This window comes from Brevundimonas sp., from assembly GCF_041648115.1.
Classification (GTDB): domain Bacteria; phylum Pseudomonadota; class Alphaproteobacteria; order Caulobacterales; family Caulobacteraceae; genus Brevundimonas.
The window spans coordinates 163,949-178,930 of the sequence record NZ_JBAZPR010000008.1 but is presented as its reverse complement, the minus strand read 5'-3'; the positions used below and the strand labels follow the sequence as shown (position 1 = coordinate 178,930).

Annotated in this window: 14 protein-coding genes; 12 read left to right on the top strand and 2 right to left on the bottom strand. The window is 66.9% G+C overall.

From position 1 onward, the window contains the following. Positions 1-65 precede the first annotated feature (65 nt). Positions 66-761, bottom strand: coding sequence for a YjfI family protein (locus WC597_RS09365; RefSeq protein WP_372693080.1), 696 nt, complete (start codon positions 759-761; stop codon positions 66-68). Between the two features lie 138 nt (positions 762-899). Here WC597_RS09365 and WC597_RS09360 point away from each other — a divergent pair, with 138 nt between their 5' ends. From WC597_RS09360 to WC597_RS09305, 12 genes are all read left to right on the top strand, one after another. Next, the gene (locus tag WC597_RS09360; RefSeq protein ID WP_372693079.1) at positions 900-1,547 is read left to right on the top strand and encodes a DUF2491 family protein; all 648 of its coding nucleotides are present in this window, start codon (positions 900-902) and stop codon (positions 1,545-1,547) included. A gap of 28 nt (positions 1,548-1,575) precedes the next feature. Further along, positions 1,576-1,989, top strand: coding sequence for a DUF350 domain-containing protein (locus WC597_RS09355; protein WP_372693078.1), 414 nt, complete (start codon positions 1,576-1,578; stop codon positions 1,987-1,989). 5 nt (positions 1,990-1,994) lie between these two features. Further along, complete coding sequence (locus tag WC597_RS09350; protein ID WP_372693077.1) at positions 1,995-2,612, top strand: DUF1190 domain-containing protein; 618 nt, start codon at positions 1,995-1,997, stop codon at positions 2,610-2,612. A gap of 267 nt (positions 2,613-2,879) precedes the next feature. Next, on the top strand, positions 2,880-2,963 hold the full coding sequence (locus WC597_RS09345; protein ID WP_372693084.1) for a potassium-transporting ATPase subunit F: 84 nt from the start codon (positions 2,880-2,882) through the stop codon (positions 2,961-2,963). Positions 2,964-2,981: 18 nt separating this feature from the next. After that, a complete protein-coding gene (kdpA, locus tag WC597_RS09340; protein ID WP_372693076.1) occupies positions 2,982-4,691 on the top strand; it encodes a potassium-transporting ATPase subunit KdpA in 1,710 nt (569 codons plus the stop codon). 18 nt (positions 4,692-4,709) lie between these two features. After that, a complete protein-coding gene (gene kdpB / locus WC597_RS09335) occupies positions 4,710-6,791 on the top strand; it encodes a potassium-transporting ATPase subunit KdpB (RefSeq protein WP_372693075.1) in 2,082 nt (693 codons plus the stop codon). A gap of 23 nt (positions 6,792-6,814) precedes the next feature. Next, positions 6,815-7,096: a hypothetical protein gene (locus tag WC597_RS09330; RefSeq protein WP_372693074.1), complete on the top strand. Its 282-nt coding sequence runs from the start codon at positions 6,815-6,817 to the stop codon at positions 7,094-7,096. Positions 7,097-7,106: 10 nt separating this feature from the next. Then, entirely contained in the window at positions 7,107-7,685 is a 579-nt protein-coding gene (kdpC, locus tag WC597_RS09325) for a K(+)-transporting ATPase subunit C (protein ID WP_372693073.1), read from the top strand. Beyond that, on the top strand, positions 7,686-10,373 hold the full coding sequence (locus WC597_RS09320) for a DUF4118 domain-containing protein (protein WP_372693072.1): 2,688 nt from the start codon (positions 7,686-7,688) through the stop codon (positions 10,371-10,373). Further along, positions 10,373-11,062, top strand: a complete 690-nt coding sequence (locus WC597_RS09315) for a response regulator (protein ID WP_372693071.1) — start codon at positions 10,373-10,375, stop codon at positions 11,060-11,062. Before WC597_RS09320 ends, WC597_RS09315 begins: the two co-directional genes overlap by 1 nt. Positions 11,063-11,144: 82 nt before the next feature. Further along, on the top strand, positions 11,145-12,116 hold the full coding sequence (locus WC597_RS09310) for a flavin reductase family protein (RefSeq protein WP_372693070.1): 972 nt from the start codon (positions 11,145-11,147) through the stop codon (positions 12,114-12,116). Between the two features lie 57 nt (positions 12,117-12,173). Next, positions 12,174-13,358 (top strand): acetyl-CoA C-acyltransferase, encoded by a 1,185-nt coding sequence (locus WC597_RS09305; protein WP_372693069.1) that lies wholly within the window; start codon positions 12,174-12,176, stop codon positions 13,356-13,358. A gap of 79 nt (positions 13,359-13,437) precedes the next feature. Here the strand turns inward: WC597_RS09305 and WC597_RS09300 are convergent, their stop codons facing one another. After that, positions 13,438-14,931, bottom strand: a complete 1,494-nt coding sequence (locus WC597_RS09300) for a P-loop ATPase, Sll1717 family (RefSeq protein WP_372693068.1) — start codon at positions 14,929-14,931, stop codon at positions 13,438-13,440. Positions 14,932-14,982 lie beyond the last annotated feature (51 nt).

The following is a 14,982-nucleotide window of genomic DNA, read 5'->3' as shown; positions in this document are numbered from 1 at the left end:
CATGGGCCGAACCCCGAAACAGGGCGGACAGTTTTCTGAGCATGGACATGGTCGGTCTTCCGGGATCAGGCGGCGTCGGCGCCGAAGGTTTCACGCAGTTCGGTGGCGTCGATCGCATTCTCGGCCAGGGTGCGCAGTTCGATCAGGATGGTCTGCAGCGTCGTCTTGCAAGAGAGTTCGCCCATCAGCTCATACACGTCTTCGCCACCGACGTTGGTGATGGCGAAGTTGGACAGGGGCACCACGCGCTGGGCCTTCAGCAGGAACTCGTTGAAGGCATGGCGGTCGGCCTGTTCGGCGACGGGCCACAGCAGGACCGAACAGACGATCTGGGCGCCGCCGACGCTCAGATAGACCGGCAGGTCGCCATATTCGTGCATGGTCGCCAGCAGCACTGGCTCGGCGCCCTCGACCACGCGCAGGGTCATTTCCCCGTCGCGCAGCAGGGCGGAACCGTCCAGCGCCGACTTGATGGCGGGCACGGTCCAGGGGGTTTCGATCACGGCGTCCATATGGTGGTCGTCTCCAGGGGTGATGGGATCAGAAGTGGGGCGGCGCGCCTGCCTGGCAAGGGTTTGGCCGGCAAGGTGCGGGCCGCGCGTGGAATCTGTGACGATGGCGCGCACGGCCGCCTTGATGTCTTCCCGTGCGGATGCGGGCGCCCAAAGCTCCAGCTTGACCAGGCCCGCCTCGCGACGCGCCTGTCGCCACGCACGGATGCGGTCGTTTGCGGCGGAGGAGGATGAGGCGTCATTCGGCATGTCGTTACATGAAACGCGTAACATGAACGCTTGACTCAAAGCAAGATCGGACGGAAGTTGTGGGCATGAACCGCCTCATTCGGTCGCATCGTCGCTGTTCGCTCGCCGTCGGCGTGGATCGGGCCTAGATAGTCGCCCATGTTCAAGAAGCTTTTCGGATCGTCGGAGAAGACAGCGCCCGCCAATCGACTGGCGACAGTGCGCAACATCACCGTGGGCCGCACCGTGTCGCTGGACCCTCTGGCCTGGCGCCGTCTGGGCGACGAGACCCATTTCACCCTGGATCGCGACGTGCTGGATATCTCGGCGCAGGGGTTGGTCAGTCTGGACAGCGGTCAGTTCGTCCATCGCTTCTACACCGACGACCACGTCATGCTTCAGGCCATGAGCGACGACGAGGCGGGGCTGGAATCCTATGACTTCAGCCTGTTCGTGCCCTGGATTTCGGCCTATCCACCGGGCGAGCGGGAACGGCGCATCTGGCGCGACCGCCTGTCGGCGCCGGTCTTCCACGGCGCGGCCGAAGAGCTGCCCGACTATCCCCGTTTCTGGTTCGCCGAGAGCGATGCGATCCAGCCGCCGGTCACCCTGTGGGAAAGCGTCTGGGACGACCGCGCCGCGACCACGCCCTATGCGAAGATCTTCCAGACCTGCATGCTGTATGCACGCGAGCTTGGCGGCGGGCGCGAACTGATGATCGCCCTGGAGCAGCAGCCCGAGGGCGGCGAGACGACGCACGAAATCATGATCGGCATTCCGCTGGAAATGGCCGAGTTCCGCGCCTGAGCGCGCGATTACCTAAGGGGCAAGACAGATGTTCGACTGGTTCGTATTTCAGCAAGGGGCGATCGCCTTCCTGATCGCCTTCGCCATGGCGGGCGCCTTCACCCTGGCCTTCAAACTGGTCTATCAGTGGGTCACGCCGTATCACGAACATACGCTGATCCGTCAGGGCAACACCGCCGCCGCCATCGCGCTGGGCGGCGCCCTTATCGGCTATGTCCTGCCTCTGGCCTCGGCCCTGTCGTACACCGTCAGCCTGATGGAGTTCGCGGCCTGGGCCCTGCTGGCCGGGATCATCCAGATCGTGGTCTTCGTCACCATCAGCCGCATGGCCTTCCGTAACCTGGTCGTCCGCATCGAGGCGGGCGAGATCGCCGCCGCCGTCTATCTGGCCTCCATCTCCATCTGCGTCGGCCTGCTCAACGCCGCCTGCATGACGTCGTGAGCGCCATGACCGATTCCAAGGACCTCCCCAAGACAGACACCATGCGCCGGCTGAAGCGCTCGCGCGTGCTTCACGTCAGCAGCCTGATGGCCACCGCCAGCTTCTCCCTGGCCGCCTGCGGCTCGCCCCAGCGCGTCCCGGCGCCCGAGCCCGAACCGACCCTGGCCTATCAGTCGCTGGACGAGTGCAAGGCCGCCAACGACATCACCCCTGCCGAATGCGACACCGCCCAGGCCAAGGCCCAGGAAGAGGCCGCCAAGACCGCCCCCCGCTATGCCTCGCGCGAGGAATGCGAAGGCCAGTGGGGACCGTCGCAATGCCAGCCCAACAACCAGGGCGGCAACGGCTCCTTCTTCACCCCGCTGCTGACCGGCTTCATCGTCGGCCAGATGCTGAACGGCGGCTATCGCGGCGGCGGGCCTCTGTATCGCGACCGGGAAGGCCGGCTATCGAACGGCTACGGTGGCGGCTACACCTACCGCGACTACCGCACCGGCAAGACCCTGACCAATGCGCGCGAACACGGCGACGTGGCGCGTCAGGCCCCGACGCGGGTGCAGAGCCGAACCACCGTCGTCTCGCGCGGCGGCTTTGGCGGCGGCGGCCGCAGCTACGGCGGTTAATCCGACCCAAGCGTTTGTGGCGATTTTGAAAGCCTCCGATCCTTGCGGGTCGGAGGCTTTCTGAATTTTGCACCCGCCGCCCCGCATTATGGTTCCTTTATGCCCTGAGCCGGGATTCACATCGCGCCGTTACGGCCCCGCGTGATCTCCTCCTGCTTCACTTGAGCTTGAGGAGGCCGGATTGGCCGACGTGATCTTTCTGGCGGTGGGGGCAGGGGCGTTCGCCGCCTTCGCCCTGCTGGCCACAGCATTGAAACGGGTGTGACGATGATCGCCATACTCTGGGGGGCGGGGGCGGTCGCCGTCGCCGTTTACATGGTCGCGGCGCTGCTGCGGCCCGAGCGGTTCTAAGGGACCGGGACGGACAACATGAACATTCAAGGATGGGGCGAGATCGCCCTGACCCTTGGGCTGGCCGTAATGCTCGGCTGGCCCATCGGCGTTTATATGTCGCGCGTCTGGAACAGCGAACGGACCTGGCTGGACCCGGTGCTCAAGCCGGTGGAGGCCGTCTTCTACGGCGCGGCCGGCGTCGATCCGAAGCGCAGCCAGGGCTGGTTTGGATACGCCGGCGCCCTGCTGGCCTTCAATCTGGCGGGCTTTGTGCTGCTGTATGCGATCCTGCGTCTGCAGGGCGTGTTGCCGCTGAACCCGCAAGGCTTTGCGGGCGTATCGCCGCACCTGGCCTTCAACACCGCCGTCAGCTTCGTCACCAACACCAACTGGCAAAGCTATGGCGGCGAGACGACGATGTCGACCTTCACCCAGATGGTCGGGCTGACGGTGCAGAACTTCGTTTCGGCGGCCACCGGCGCGACCATCGCCGCCGCCCTGGCGCGGGCCTTCGTCGCCAATCGCGGCGAGGGCGTCGGCAACTTCTGGGCCGACCTGACGCGCACCACACTCTATGTCCTCTTGCCCGCCGCCCTGATCCTGGCCGTGGCCCTGTCCGGTCTCGGCATCGTCCAGAGCCTGGCGGCCAACGTCCATGCGACCGGCGTCGAGGGCGGGTCCCAGACCCTGCCGCTGTTCCCGGCGGCCAGCCAGGTCGCGATCAAACAGTTGGGCATCAACGGCGGCGGCGTCTTCAACGTCAACGGCGCCCATCCGTTCGAGAACCCGAATGCGATCACCAATCTGCTGACCGCCGTGGCGATCAACGTCATGGGCTGGGCCGCCTTCTTCGCCTTCGGCCGCACGGCCCTGGCGGGACGCGACATCAAGGCCCTGGCGGCGGCGGCGCTGATCCTGCTGACCGTATCCTCGGCCGCCATGTACGTCATCGAGACGCAAGCACCGCCGTCCCTGGTCGCCGCCCATGTGGACGCCTCGGTGAACATGGAGGGCAAGGAGGTACGCTTCGGCGCACCGGCGTCGACCGTCTGGTCCGTCGTCACGACGGGCGCCTCCAACGGTTCGGTCAACGCCATGCACGCCAGCTTCATGCCCCTGGGCGGCGGCTTGCAGATGTTCCTGATGCAACTGGGCGAGATCCTGCCCGGCGGCGTCGGTTCGGGCATCGCCATCATGGTGGTCATGGCCCTGCTGTCGGTCTTCGTCGCCGGCCTGATGGTCGGGCGCACCCCGGAATATCTGGGCAAGAAGATCGAGGCGCGCGAGATCCAGTTCGCCATGATCGCGGTGCTGATCCTGCCGCTCGCCATTCTGGGCTTCACCGCCGTGGCGGCCGTCTTCCCGACGGCGCTGGCGGGCCTGTTGAACAAGGGGCCGCATGGCCTGTCCGAGATCCTCTACGCCTACACCTCGGCGGCGGCGAACAACGGTTCGGCCTTTGCGGGCCTGACCGCCAACGCGCCCTGGTGGAACACGACACTGGGTCTGGGGATGCTGTTCGGGCGGTTCATTCCGGCCGTCGCCGTCCTGGCCATCGCCGGCAGCCTGGTCGTCAAGCCCAAGCTGGCGCCCAGCCTTGGCGCCCTGCCCACCGACAACGGCCTGTTCATCGGCCTGCTGATCGGCGTGATCCTCATCCTCGGCGGTTTGCAGTTCCTGCCCGCCCTCGCCCTGGGACCGATCGTCGAGCACTTCCAGGTGCTCGCCGCGGTCGCCGGCGCCTGATCCCCCGGATATCCTGACATGACACAAATCACATTGGACACGAGCGGGGGGGGGCCACGCGAGGGCGGCCGTGCGTCGCCCCTCGCGGGCGGGCTCTCCGGGGCGATGATCGGACGCGCCGTCGGCGACGCCTTCGTCAAGCTGAACCCCGTCAAACTGATCAAGAACCCGGTCATCTTCACCACCTGGATCGTGGCGCTCCTGTCCACGATCTCGGCGGCGGCTGCCATCGCCGGCGGTCAGTCTGCGGCCTTCGCCGTGCAACTGGCCCTGTGGCTGTGGGCCACGGTCCTGTTCGCCAACGTCGCCGAAAGCATCGCCGAAGGACGCGGCAAGGCGGCGGCCGACAGCCTTCGCGCCACCCGCGTCACGACCAAGGCCAAGCTGATCGTCGATCCCAAGACCGGCACGGTGGTTCCCACCAACGCCTCCGAGCTTGAGGTCGGGTCGATCATCCTGGCCGAGGCCGGCGACGTGATCGCCTCGGACGGCGAGATCATCGAGGGCGTGGCCTCGGTCAACGAGGCCGCCATCACCGGCGAGAGCGCCCCGGTGATCCGCGAAAGCGGCGGCGACCGTTCCGCGGTGACCGGCGGCACCACCGTCGTCTCCGACTGGATCAAGGTCCGCATCACCGCCAAGCCGGGCTCCACCTTCCTCGACCGCATGATCGCCATGGTCGAGGGCGCGGACCGCAGGAAGACGCCGAACGAACTGGCCCTGGCCGTGCTGCTGGCCGGCCTGACCTTGATCTTCCTGATCGCGGTCGTGACCCTGGTCGGCCTGGGCGCCTATTCGGGCGTCGATTTGGATCCGATGGTGCTGGGCGCCCTGTTCATCACCCTGATCCCGACCACGATCGGGGGCCTGCTGTCCGCCGTCGGCATCGCCGGCATGGACCGGTTGCTGAAGGTGAACGTCCTGGCCACCTCGGGCCGTGCGGTGGAGGCGGCAGGCGACGTCGATACCCTGCTGCTCGACAAGACCGGCACCATCACCTTCGGCAACCGCATGGCGACCGAGGTCATCCCGGTTCCGGGCGTCCGTCCCGAAGCCGCCCTGGCCGCCGCCGTCATGGCGTCCCTGGCCGACGAGACGCCGGAAGGCCGTTCCATTGTCGAACTGGGCCGCAACGCCGGCGTCTCGGTCGATCAACCGGCCGGCGGCGTCGCCATTCCCTTCACCGCCGTCACCCGGCAGTCGGGCCTGGATGTCGGCAAGGACAGCTGGCGCAAGGGCGCGGTCGATGCGGTGCTCAAGGATCTGAACCTGACCGACGGTTCAGCCCCGGCCGAGTTCCGCCAGGCCGTGGACCGGATCGCCCGTTCGGGCGGCACGCCCCTTGCCGTCACCCAGAACGGCGCCCTGGTCGGCGTCATCCACCTGAAGGACGTGGTCAAGCCGGGCGTGAAGGCGCGCTTCGCCGACCTGCGCCGCATGGGCCTGCGCACCGTCATGATCACCGGCGACAACCCGGTGACGGCGGCCGCCATCGCTTCGGAAGCCGGGGTCGACGACTACCTCGCCGAGGCCACGCCCGAGGACAAGATGCGCCTCATCAAGGCCGAACAGGCCAAGGGCCGTCTGGTCGCCATGTGCGGCGACGGCGCCAACGACGCGCCTGCGCTCGCTCAGGCCGATGTCGGCGTGGCCATGCAGACCGGCGCCCAGGCTGCGCGCGAAGCCGGCAATATGGTCGATCTTGACTCGGATCCGACAAAGGTCATCGAGATCGTCGAGGTCGGCAAGCAACTGCTGATCACGCGCGGCGCCCTGACCACCTTCTCGGTCGCCAACGACGTGGCCAAGTATTTCGCCATCATTCCGGCGATGTTCGTGGTCGCCCTCCCGTCGCTCGGCGCGCTGAACGTCATGCATCTGCACAGCCCCGAGAGCGCCATCCTGTCGGCGGTGATCTTCAACGCCCTGGTCATCGTCGCCCTGATCCCGCTGGCGCTGAAGGGCGTCAAATACCGGGCCATCGGCGCCGGCGCCCTGCTGGGTCGCAACCTTCTGATCTACGGCCTGGGCGGCCTGATCGCCCCGTTCGTCGGCATCAAGCTGATCGACCTTCTCATTTCCGCGCTCGGCCTGGCCTGATGCGCGCTTCCAAGGACATCTCCATGCGTAAATCCCACTCCAGGGCCTCGGGCCGTAACGACGCCTGGTTCGCCGCCGCCTGCATCCTCGGCATCGCCGGCCTGGGCCTGTGCAGCGAGGCCAAGGCCCAGGATAACCCCGCCATCCCGGACGGCGTCGACCTGACCAAGAACGGCTTCTACCCCGGCGGCTATCAGCGGACCAGCAATCTGGCGGTGGACGTTCGCTGTCACGACACCGATCAACACGACTTCGGCGACGGCTATGGCGCGCGCGCCGCAGCCACGCTGAAGGCCAGCTTCTGAGGCGACGATCATGGTCAACCAACTTCGCCCGGCCCTCGTCATGACGGCTCTGTTCACCCTGCTGCTGGGGCTGGCCTATCCGCTGGCCGTCACCGGCATCGCCCAAACCCTCTTCCCCGATCAGGCTGACGGCAGCCTGGTGCGTGACGCAGGCGGCAAGGTCGTCGGCTCGTCCCTGATCGGCCAGCCCTTCGCGGGCGCGACCTATCTTCATCCCCGCCCCTCTGCGGCGGGCGCCGGCTATGACTCCGCCGCCTCGTCCGGCTCCAACATGGGGCCGCTGAATGAGGACCTGGCCGCGCGCGTCGCCGAAAGCGCTCAGACGATCCGCGCCGAGGATGGCCCGGGGATCATCCCCGCCGATGCGGTGACGACCTCGGGTTCCGGTCTCGACCCCGACGTGTCTCCGGCCTACGCTCGGCTTCAGGCCGCGCGGATCGCCCGCGCCAGAGGCGTTCGCGTGCAGCAGGTCCAGAGCATCATCGACGCGCACATCGAGGGGGCCTTCCTCGGCTTCATCGGCCAGCCGCACGTCAATGTCCTGCTGACCAACCGCGCGCTGGACGCCCGCTTCGGCGCGGAGGGCTGATTGCCCGAGACTTCGAGCGAAACCACGCCCGGCCCTTCAGCCGCTCCGCGCCGCAAGCGCGGGCGGCTGAAGGTGTTTCTGGGCATGTCGCCTGGCGTGGGCAAGACCTACGAGATGCTGCGCGCCGCGCGCCGACGAAAGGCCGAGGGGCTGGATGTCGTCGTCGGCGTGGTCGAGACCCACGGCCGCAAGGAGACGATGAGCCTGCTGCGCGGGCTGGACGTCATGCCGCGCGCGCCGATCGAACACCGCGACCGTGCGCTGATGGAGTTCGATCTGGACGGCGCCCTGGCGCGGCGTCCCGAACTGCTGCTGGTCGACGAATACGCCCACTCCAATGCGCCGGGTTCGCGCCACCCGAAACGGTGGCAGGACGTGGAGGAACTGCGCGACGCCGGGATCGATGTCTGGACCACGCTGAACATCCAGCATCTGGAGAGCCTCTCCGACGTCGTCCTGCGCATCACCGGCGTGCGCCAGCGCGAGGCGGTGCCCGACAGCGCCTTGACCGGCGCCGACGACATCGAGGTCGTGGACATCACGCCCGAGGATCTGCGGGCGCGTCTGGCCGAGGGCAAGGTCTATTTGCCCGAGACGGCGCGGGTGGCGTCCGAGAACTTCTTCAAGATCGAGAACCTGACGGCCCTGCGCGAACTGGCCCTGCGCCGCGCGGCCCAGACGGTGGACGACCAGCTGTTGTCGCACCTGCGCGAGCGGGGCGTGTCGGGGCCGTGGGCGGCGAACGAGCGGATCCTGGTCCTGATCGGCGGCGACGCCATGACCGCCTCGCTGGTTCGCACCGGACGGCGGATGTCGGACATGATGATGGACGCCCCCTGGTCGGTGGCCCACGTCGAACGGCCCAGCGGATCGCGCGCCGACGCCCGCTCGGCGGGGCGGCTGTCCGAGGCCTTCAAGCTGGCCGAACAACTTGGCGGCCGGCCCGTGACGATCAGCGGCGACGACGTGGTGCGCGCCGTGCTGGATCACGCCCACAGGAACAACGTCACCCAGATCGTCATCGGCAAGACACGCGGCGGACGGTTCAGCGAATGGACCGGTCGGGCGCTGGCGACCGAACTGCTGCGCAAGGCCCAGGGCGTCGCGGTCCACGTCGTCACCGAGGGCGACCTGACCGCGCCCGAACCGGCGTTGAAGTCGGGTGTCAAGGCGGCGCTGGACTGGCGTGGTTATCCGGCCGGCGCGGCCTTTGTCCTGGCGGCGACGGGGGCGGCCCTGTTGCTCGACACCCGGTTCGAGCGGGTCGACCTAGGCGTCATCTATCTGGCGGCGGTGGTGGCGGCGGGGGTGCTGAACGGGTTGCGGCCTGCGCTGGCGGCGGCGACCCTGGCCTTCCTGACCTACAACTTCCTGTTCCTTCAGCCCCGCTACAGCTTCCTGATCGGCTCGCCGACCGACTTTCTGACGCTGCTGCTGTTCTGGGGCGTGGCCCTGGGCACGGGCGCTTTAGCCGGACGGGTGCGCGAACAGGCCAGAGCGGCCCAGCGTCGCGCCGCCGCCGTCTCGGCCCTGCTGGCCGCCAGCCAGACCCTGTCGGCCGGTCAGGATCGCGCGACCACGGCCCGCAGCCTGGCGGAGCAGGCCTCGGCCGCCGCCGGCGCCGGGGCGGTCGTCCTGCTGCCGGACGAGGACGATATCGTCCTGATCGGCGCCAGCCCCGAGGGCGTGACCCTGGCCCCCGATGCGATGGCGGCTGCCCGCTGGGCCTGGACCCATGGCGAGGTCACGGGCCACGGCACCGGCACCCTGCCGCAGACCCACTGGCGGTTTCAGCCCTTGCAGGGCGTGCGCGGCCGGGCCGGCGTGGCGGGCATCGACGCCTCGGCCGTGGCGGCGGGCTCGGACGAGGAACGCCTGGCCATGGCCCTGCTGGACCAGGGCGCGGTGGCGCTGGAGCGGGCCGATCTGGCCGGTCAGGCGCTGGAGACCGAGACCCTGCGTCGCGCCGACCGTTTCCGCGCCGCCCTGATGAACTCGGTCAGCCACGATCTTCGCACGCCCCTGTCCACCGTCCTTGGCTCGGCGACGACCCTGATCGACTATGGCGCGACTTTGAAGCCCGAGGTCCGGGACGACCTGCTGCTCAGCATCCGCGAGGAGGCCGAACGCCTATCGCGCTATGTCGGCGACCTCTTGGACATGACCCGGCTGGAGGGCGGCGGGCTGAACGTCCGCACCGACTGGAGCGATGTGCGCGACATCCTGAACACCGCCGCCGACCGGGTGTCGCGTCGCCTGGGCCGGCGCAAGGTCACGCGCGACTTTCCGGCCCAGCTCAGCATGGTGGAGGCGGATCCGGGCCTGTTGGAACAGGCCGTGGTCAACATCCTGGAAAACGCCATCGCCTACAGCCCCGACGGCACGACCATCGAACTGGCGGCCTATGAGGATCGCGGCGCCGTCGTCATCTCCATCGAGGACGAGGGGCGCGGCATTCCCACCGCCGAACTGGAACGGGTGTTCGACAAGTTTCGCCGCATGGAAGAGTCCACGGATCGGGCCAAGGGCGCCGGTCTCGGTCTGGCCATCGCCAAAGGCTTCGTCGAAGCCATGCGCGGCCGCATCGCCGCCGCCAGCCCGATCCAGGACGACGCCGACGGCAAGCGCGGCGCCCGCATCCTGATCAGCCTGCCCAAGTCCATCGCCACCCACCCGGATCTGCTGTGATGTCCGCCGTTCGCCCCCAGGTTCTGGTCATCGACGACGAGCCGCAGATCCACCGCTTCCTGGCGCCTGCTCTGGACGCCGCCGGCTATGAACCCCGCCGCGCCGACAGCGGTCAGGAAGGCCTGCGCGCCATCGCCCTGTGGAGCCCCGACGCCGTCGTGCTGGACCTGGGTTTGCCCGACATGGACGGCAAGGATGTGCTGACGCGGGCGCGCGAGTTTTATCAGGGGCCGATCATCGTTCTGTCCGCCCGCGACCGCGAGGCCGAGAAGATTGTCGCGCTTGATCTGGGCGCCAACGACTATGTGGAAAAGCCGTTCGGCGTCGGCGAACTGCTGGCGCGTATCCGGGCGGGCCTGCGTCAGGGTGCGCTGACGCCGGTCGCGGGCGGCGTGGTCACGGCGGGGGATGTCGTGATCGACCTGGACCGCCGCATCGTCACCCGCGCCGGCGAGCGGGTGAAGCTGCGGCCCAAGGAATACGACGTCCTGGCCTATCTGGCGCGCAACGCCGGCAAGGTGCTGGGCCACGTCGATCTGCTCAAGACCGTCTGGGGCGCCGGCCATGCCGACGACGTTCAATATCTGCGGGTCGTCGTCGGCCAACTGCGACACAAGCTGGAGGCCGATCCGGCCGAGCCGACCCTGGTGGTCACCGAACCCAGCGTCGGTTATCGGCTGAACGTCTGATCGTCCGGCTGGCGTCAGCGGCCGGACTTCCCTTATTAGGGACGGCTCTCTCGCCCCACCACAGACCGGACCGCCTCGCCTCATGACCGCATCGCCGCCCCGGATCGGAGGCCTCGACGTCGAAAGCTGGGGCGACCCGGAGGACCCCATCGTCCTGCTGATCGGCGCGCCCGAGCGTCTGTCGGGCGACTGGCGCCGGTCGGTGCGCGCTCTGGTCGAGGCGGGGCGACACGTCGTGCTGGCGGCCGGGTTCGACGATGCGGAGGATGGCTCCACCGCCTTGCGCCGCCTGCTGACCGAAATCCCCTCGCGCCCCGCCATCGTCTGTTCGGACGTGGTGCTACACGCCGTGGCCCCCGCGCTCGCTGTCACGGGCCCGGCCTTGGCGAGTTGCCTGGTGATCGTCGCCGAAGGGCAGGGGACCGTGTCGCCCGAGGTCGAAAAACTGCTGCCCGACTTGCCGGTGCAGGTCATCACGAAGGACAGCGGTCCCGATCCGGTCGAGGCCGACAACGCCGCCCTGCTGGGCTTTCTCGAACGCCAAGCCCCGCGCGAGGCCATGCTGTATCAGGCCGGGTCCGACCCCCGCACCCTGCGCGACGCCTTGGGCTGTTTCGCGACCGGGGTGACGGTGGTGACGACGCTGGACGAGGCCGGTCAGCCCGTCGGCCTGACCGCCAACTCCTTCTCCTCGGTGTCGCTGGACCCGCCGCTGATCCTGTTCTGCCTGGCCCGTTCGTCCACCAACGTCGAGCGTTTCCGCCAAGCTCAGCATTTCGCCATCAACGTCCTGCACATCGGCCAGCAGCCGACTTCCGGCGTCTTCGCCCGGTCCCATGCCGACCGGTTCCAGGACGTGGCGTGGGAGACCTGGGACACCGGCGCGCCCATCCTGTCGGGCGCCCTGGCCAGTTTCGAATGCGACGCCGAGCAGATCGTCGAGGCCGGCGATCACCTGGTCATCATCGGCCGGGTGACGCGCGCGCGGTTCGAGCCGCGACGCGATCCGCTGCTCTATTTCCGGGGCAAGTATCGGCGGCTGCACTTCTCCTGATCCTTCCCATCGGTCGGGCGGATCGCTATCTCTCGCGAAAATAGAGGAAGCCGCACCATGTCCGCCGATCCCGTCGTCATCGTCTCCTACGCCAGAACCCCGATGGGCGGTTTCCAGGGCGCGCTGTCCGACGCCAGGTCCACCGATCTGGGCGCCGTGGCGGTCAAGGCGGCGCTGGAGCGCGCCGGGCTGGACCCGAACAAGGTCGAGCAGATCATCATGGGCTGCGTCCTGCCCGCCGGCCTCGGCCAGGCGCCGGCGCGTCAGGCGGGGATGGGCGCGGGCCTGCCCGTCTCGACCGAGGCGACCACCATCAACAAGATGTGCGGCTCGGGCATGCAGGCGGCCATGATGGCGCACGACGCCCTGGCCGCCGGCTCGGCCGACGTCATCGTCGCGGGCGGCATGGAGTCCATGACCAACGCCCCGTATCTGATGCAGAAGCATCGGGGCGGCGCGCGCATCGGCCACGACGTCATTTCCGACAGCATGTATCTGGACGGACTGGAGGACGCCTACACCCCCGGCAAGCTGATGGGTCAGTTCGCCGAGGACACGGCCAAGGTCTATCAGTTCACGCGCGAGCAGCAGGACGCCTACGCCATCGAGAGCGCCGGCCGGGCCAAGCGCGCCCAGGACTCGGGCGCCTTCGACGCCGAGATCGCCTCGGTCGAGGTCAAGACCCGCAAGGGTCCCGTCACCGTCGACCGCGACGAACAGCCGACCAAATCCGACCCCTCCAAGATTCCCAATCTGAAACCCGCCTTCGGCAAGGACGGCACCATCACCGCCGCCTCGGCCGCCTCGATCTCGGACGGCGCCGCCGCCCTGGTCATGATGCGCCAGTCGACGGCTGATGCGCTCGGCCTGACGCCCGTCGCCCGCGTCGTCAGCCAGGCCGCCCACGCCCACGAGCCCAGCCTGTTCACCACCGCCCCGGTCTTCGCCCTGCAAAAGGCGCTGAAGAAGGCGGGCTGGAGCGCCGACGACGTCGATCTGTGGGAGGTCAACGAGGCCTTCGCCATCGTGCCGATGATCGCCATGCAGGAACTCGGCATCCCACACGACAAGATCAACGTCAACGGCGGCGCCTGCGCCCTAGGCCACCCGCTCGGAGCCTCCGGCGCACGCGTCCTGACCACCCTGCTGTCCGCCCTGAAAGCTCACGGCAAGACCAGGGGCATGGCCGCGTTGTGCATCGGCGGCGGTGAGGCGACGGCGATGGGCGTGGAGTTGGTTTAGGAGCGGCGCGGCCTGCTAAATCCACGCTTCGGCACTGCAAGATCGCTTAACCGCACGCCGCAAATAAAGCGCAGCTGGCCTATTCAGCCTTGCCCTGAACTAGTCGCAGAGCGTCGCGGTATAGGAATGGCACCCAGAAGGTAGGCTCGTGCTTGGTGCCACGTGCCTCGAAGAAGCCAAGCTCAACCAGCTTGATGGCTTCTTGAATTGCTTCGGGACGCGTCACACTCCAGATTTCCGCGAGGCTTTCCGGGGTCTGCTCCGTTCTCTGTCCCTCTAGCTGCTCAAGGAACGGTTTGTGTTTGGGGTACTCGGCATAGAGGTAAGTCCGAAGGCGCGTGTCCGACACAATCGGTAGCGCGAGCTTAAAGACTGAGCGATCAAACAACTGATCTGGCGCGGGAGGGTGGCCGCCTTTCTCAAGCCGACGAATTTCCTCATCTTTCACGCTGTTCAGAAGCTGGATAAGTTCACGAGGGGCAGTTTTGCCAGTCGAATCAGCGCGCCGCCCAACCATCCAGTTGAAAGTCGTCGGAGTCTTAGGGCCTTGCTCAACTTTTTCAGGGTAGAAGCGCGCGAATAATGCTTCCTGTTTCGACGTATCGGCTAATATCTCATCTGCGTTAATGTTGAAAGCGTTGACTAGCGAATCATTATTCAAAAGGCGACGCAAAACTAGGTTGAGCAACGAGGCAGAATTCCAGTCCAGCACCGTGAACTTTGTAATATGGCTGGCCTCTCGCAGGCCGCTATCGGTGATCCGTTTCCAGATGTCTTCTCGGATAAAGACCTTGAGATCGATATGATCCAGCGCCCGGAGGTCGCCGTAGACCTTGATGAGCGCTCGGAGCGCGTTTGCCTCCAACTCATGGCTCTCAGCGAACGCCACGTCCAAGCGATCCAGCAGAACCCAGATTGAGAGCCCTTCGCTAACGAGCACATTTTCAACTGCTTGAAACATTCCGTCGACTGACTGGGCACCCAACTCCCTCGCGCTTGCCGTCGGTTCTGAAAGGGTGATTTTGCCCGTGAGCCCGGTCGGGAGAAGCGTCGCCGGATCGACTTGAATGCCGCTCTCGTAGCTCTCGATAGTGAGCAGGCGGCGAGCAAATTTCTGGGCAGAGCGAAGTAGGCTTGCGAGATTCAACTCGCTCTCCATCAAACCAGCCTCTTCGAGCTGCCCGAATATCTTTGCCAGTTTAGCCGGCGCGATCTGCTCCGACCTCAAGCGATGGCAAATCAAGGTCAGGATGTAGAGCTTCCAAAGAACGACAAACTCGTTCTCCGCTGCAGGAGGATCAGCCACCAAATCCTTGAAAACAGTGGCTCCCCGGGGGTTCTCGCCATTAAGGGTCAAGACTCCGCGCGTTCGCAGTTCTGCGTGGTTCTGGTTGAGGAGCAGATACAGCGCGCTTTTGCCGGCACCTTTTTCGCCCCGAACGATGTCAATATCGCCCTTGAGAATCCGGTTCCACTGATCCGTCTTGACGAAGTACGAACCGAGGCTCGCGATCTCGTCTTCCGCAACCTGGGATCCGAACGACAGGTTTTTTAGGAGTTCGAGCCGGTCCATGCGTGTTGCCAAGTCGGTTTCTGGTGAGGATCTGCAAGCACTAGCTGGACC

Bases quoted from the DNA above. Each gene is read 5' to 3' on its own strand.
- WC597_RS09365 (WP_372693080.1), bottom strand. From the start codon at position 761: ATGCCGAATGACGCCTCATCCTCCTCCGCCGCAAACGACCGCATCCGT.
- WC597_RS09360 (WP_372693079.1), top strand. From the start codon at position 900: ATGTTCAAGAAGCTTTTCGGATCGTCGGAGAAGACAGCGCCCGCCAAT.
- WC597_RS09355 (WP_372693078.1), top strand. From the start codon at position 1,576: ATGTTCGACTGGTTCGTATTTCAGCAAGGGGCGATCGCCTTCCTGATC.
- WC597_RS09350 (WP_372693077.1), top strand. From the start codon at position 1,995: ATGACCGATTCCAAGGACCTCCCCAAGACAGACACCATGCGCCGGCTG.
- WC597_RS09345 (WP_372693084.1), top strand. From the start codon at position 2,880: ATGATCGCCATACTCTGGGGGGCGGGGGCGGTCGCCGTCGCCGTTTAC.
- kdpA (WP_372693076.1), top strand. From the start codon at position 2,982: ATGAACATTCAAGGATGGGGCGAGATCGCCCTGACCCTTGGGCTGGCC.
- kdpB (WP_372693075.1), top strand. From the start codon at position 4,710: ATGACACAAATCACATTGGACACGAGCGGGGGGGGGCCACGCGAGGGC.
- WC597_RS09330 (WP_372693074.1), top strand. From the start codon at position 6,815: ATGCGTAAATCCCACTCCAGGGCCTCGGGCCGTAACGACGCCTGGTTC.
- kdpC (WP_372693073.1), top strand. From the start codon at position 7,107: ATGGTCAACCAACTTCGCCCGGCCCTCGTCATGACGGCTCTGTTCACC.
- WC597_RS09315 (WP_372693071.1), top strand. From the start codon at position 10,373: ATGTCCGCCGTTCGCCCCCAGGTTCTGGTCATCGACGACGAGCCGCAG.
- WC597_RS09310 (WP_372693070.1), top strand. From the start codon at position 11,145: ATGACCGCATCGCCGCCCCGGATCGGAGGCCTCGACGTCGAAAGCTGG.
- WC597_RS09305 (WP_372693069.1), top strand. From the start codon at position 12,174: ATGTCCGCCGATCCCGTCGTCATCGTCTCCTACGCCAGAACCCCGATG.
- WC597_RS09300 (WP_372693068.1), bottom strand. From the start codon at position 14,931: ATGGACCGGCTCGAACTCCTAAAAAACCTGTCGTTCGGATCCCAGGTT.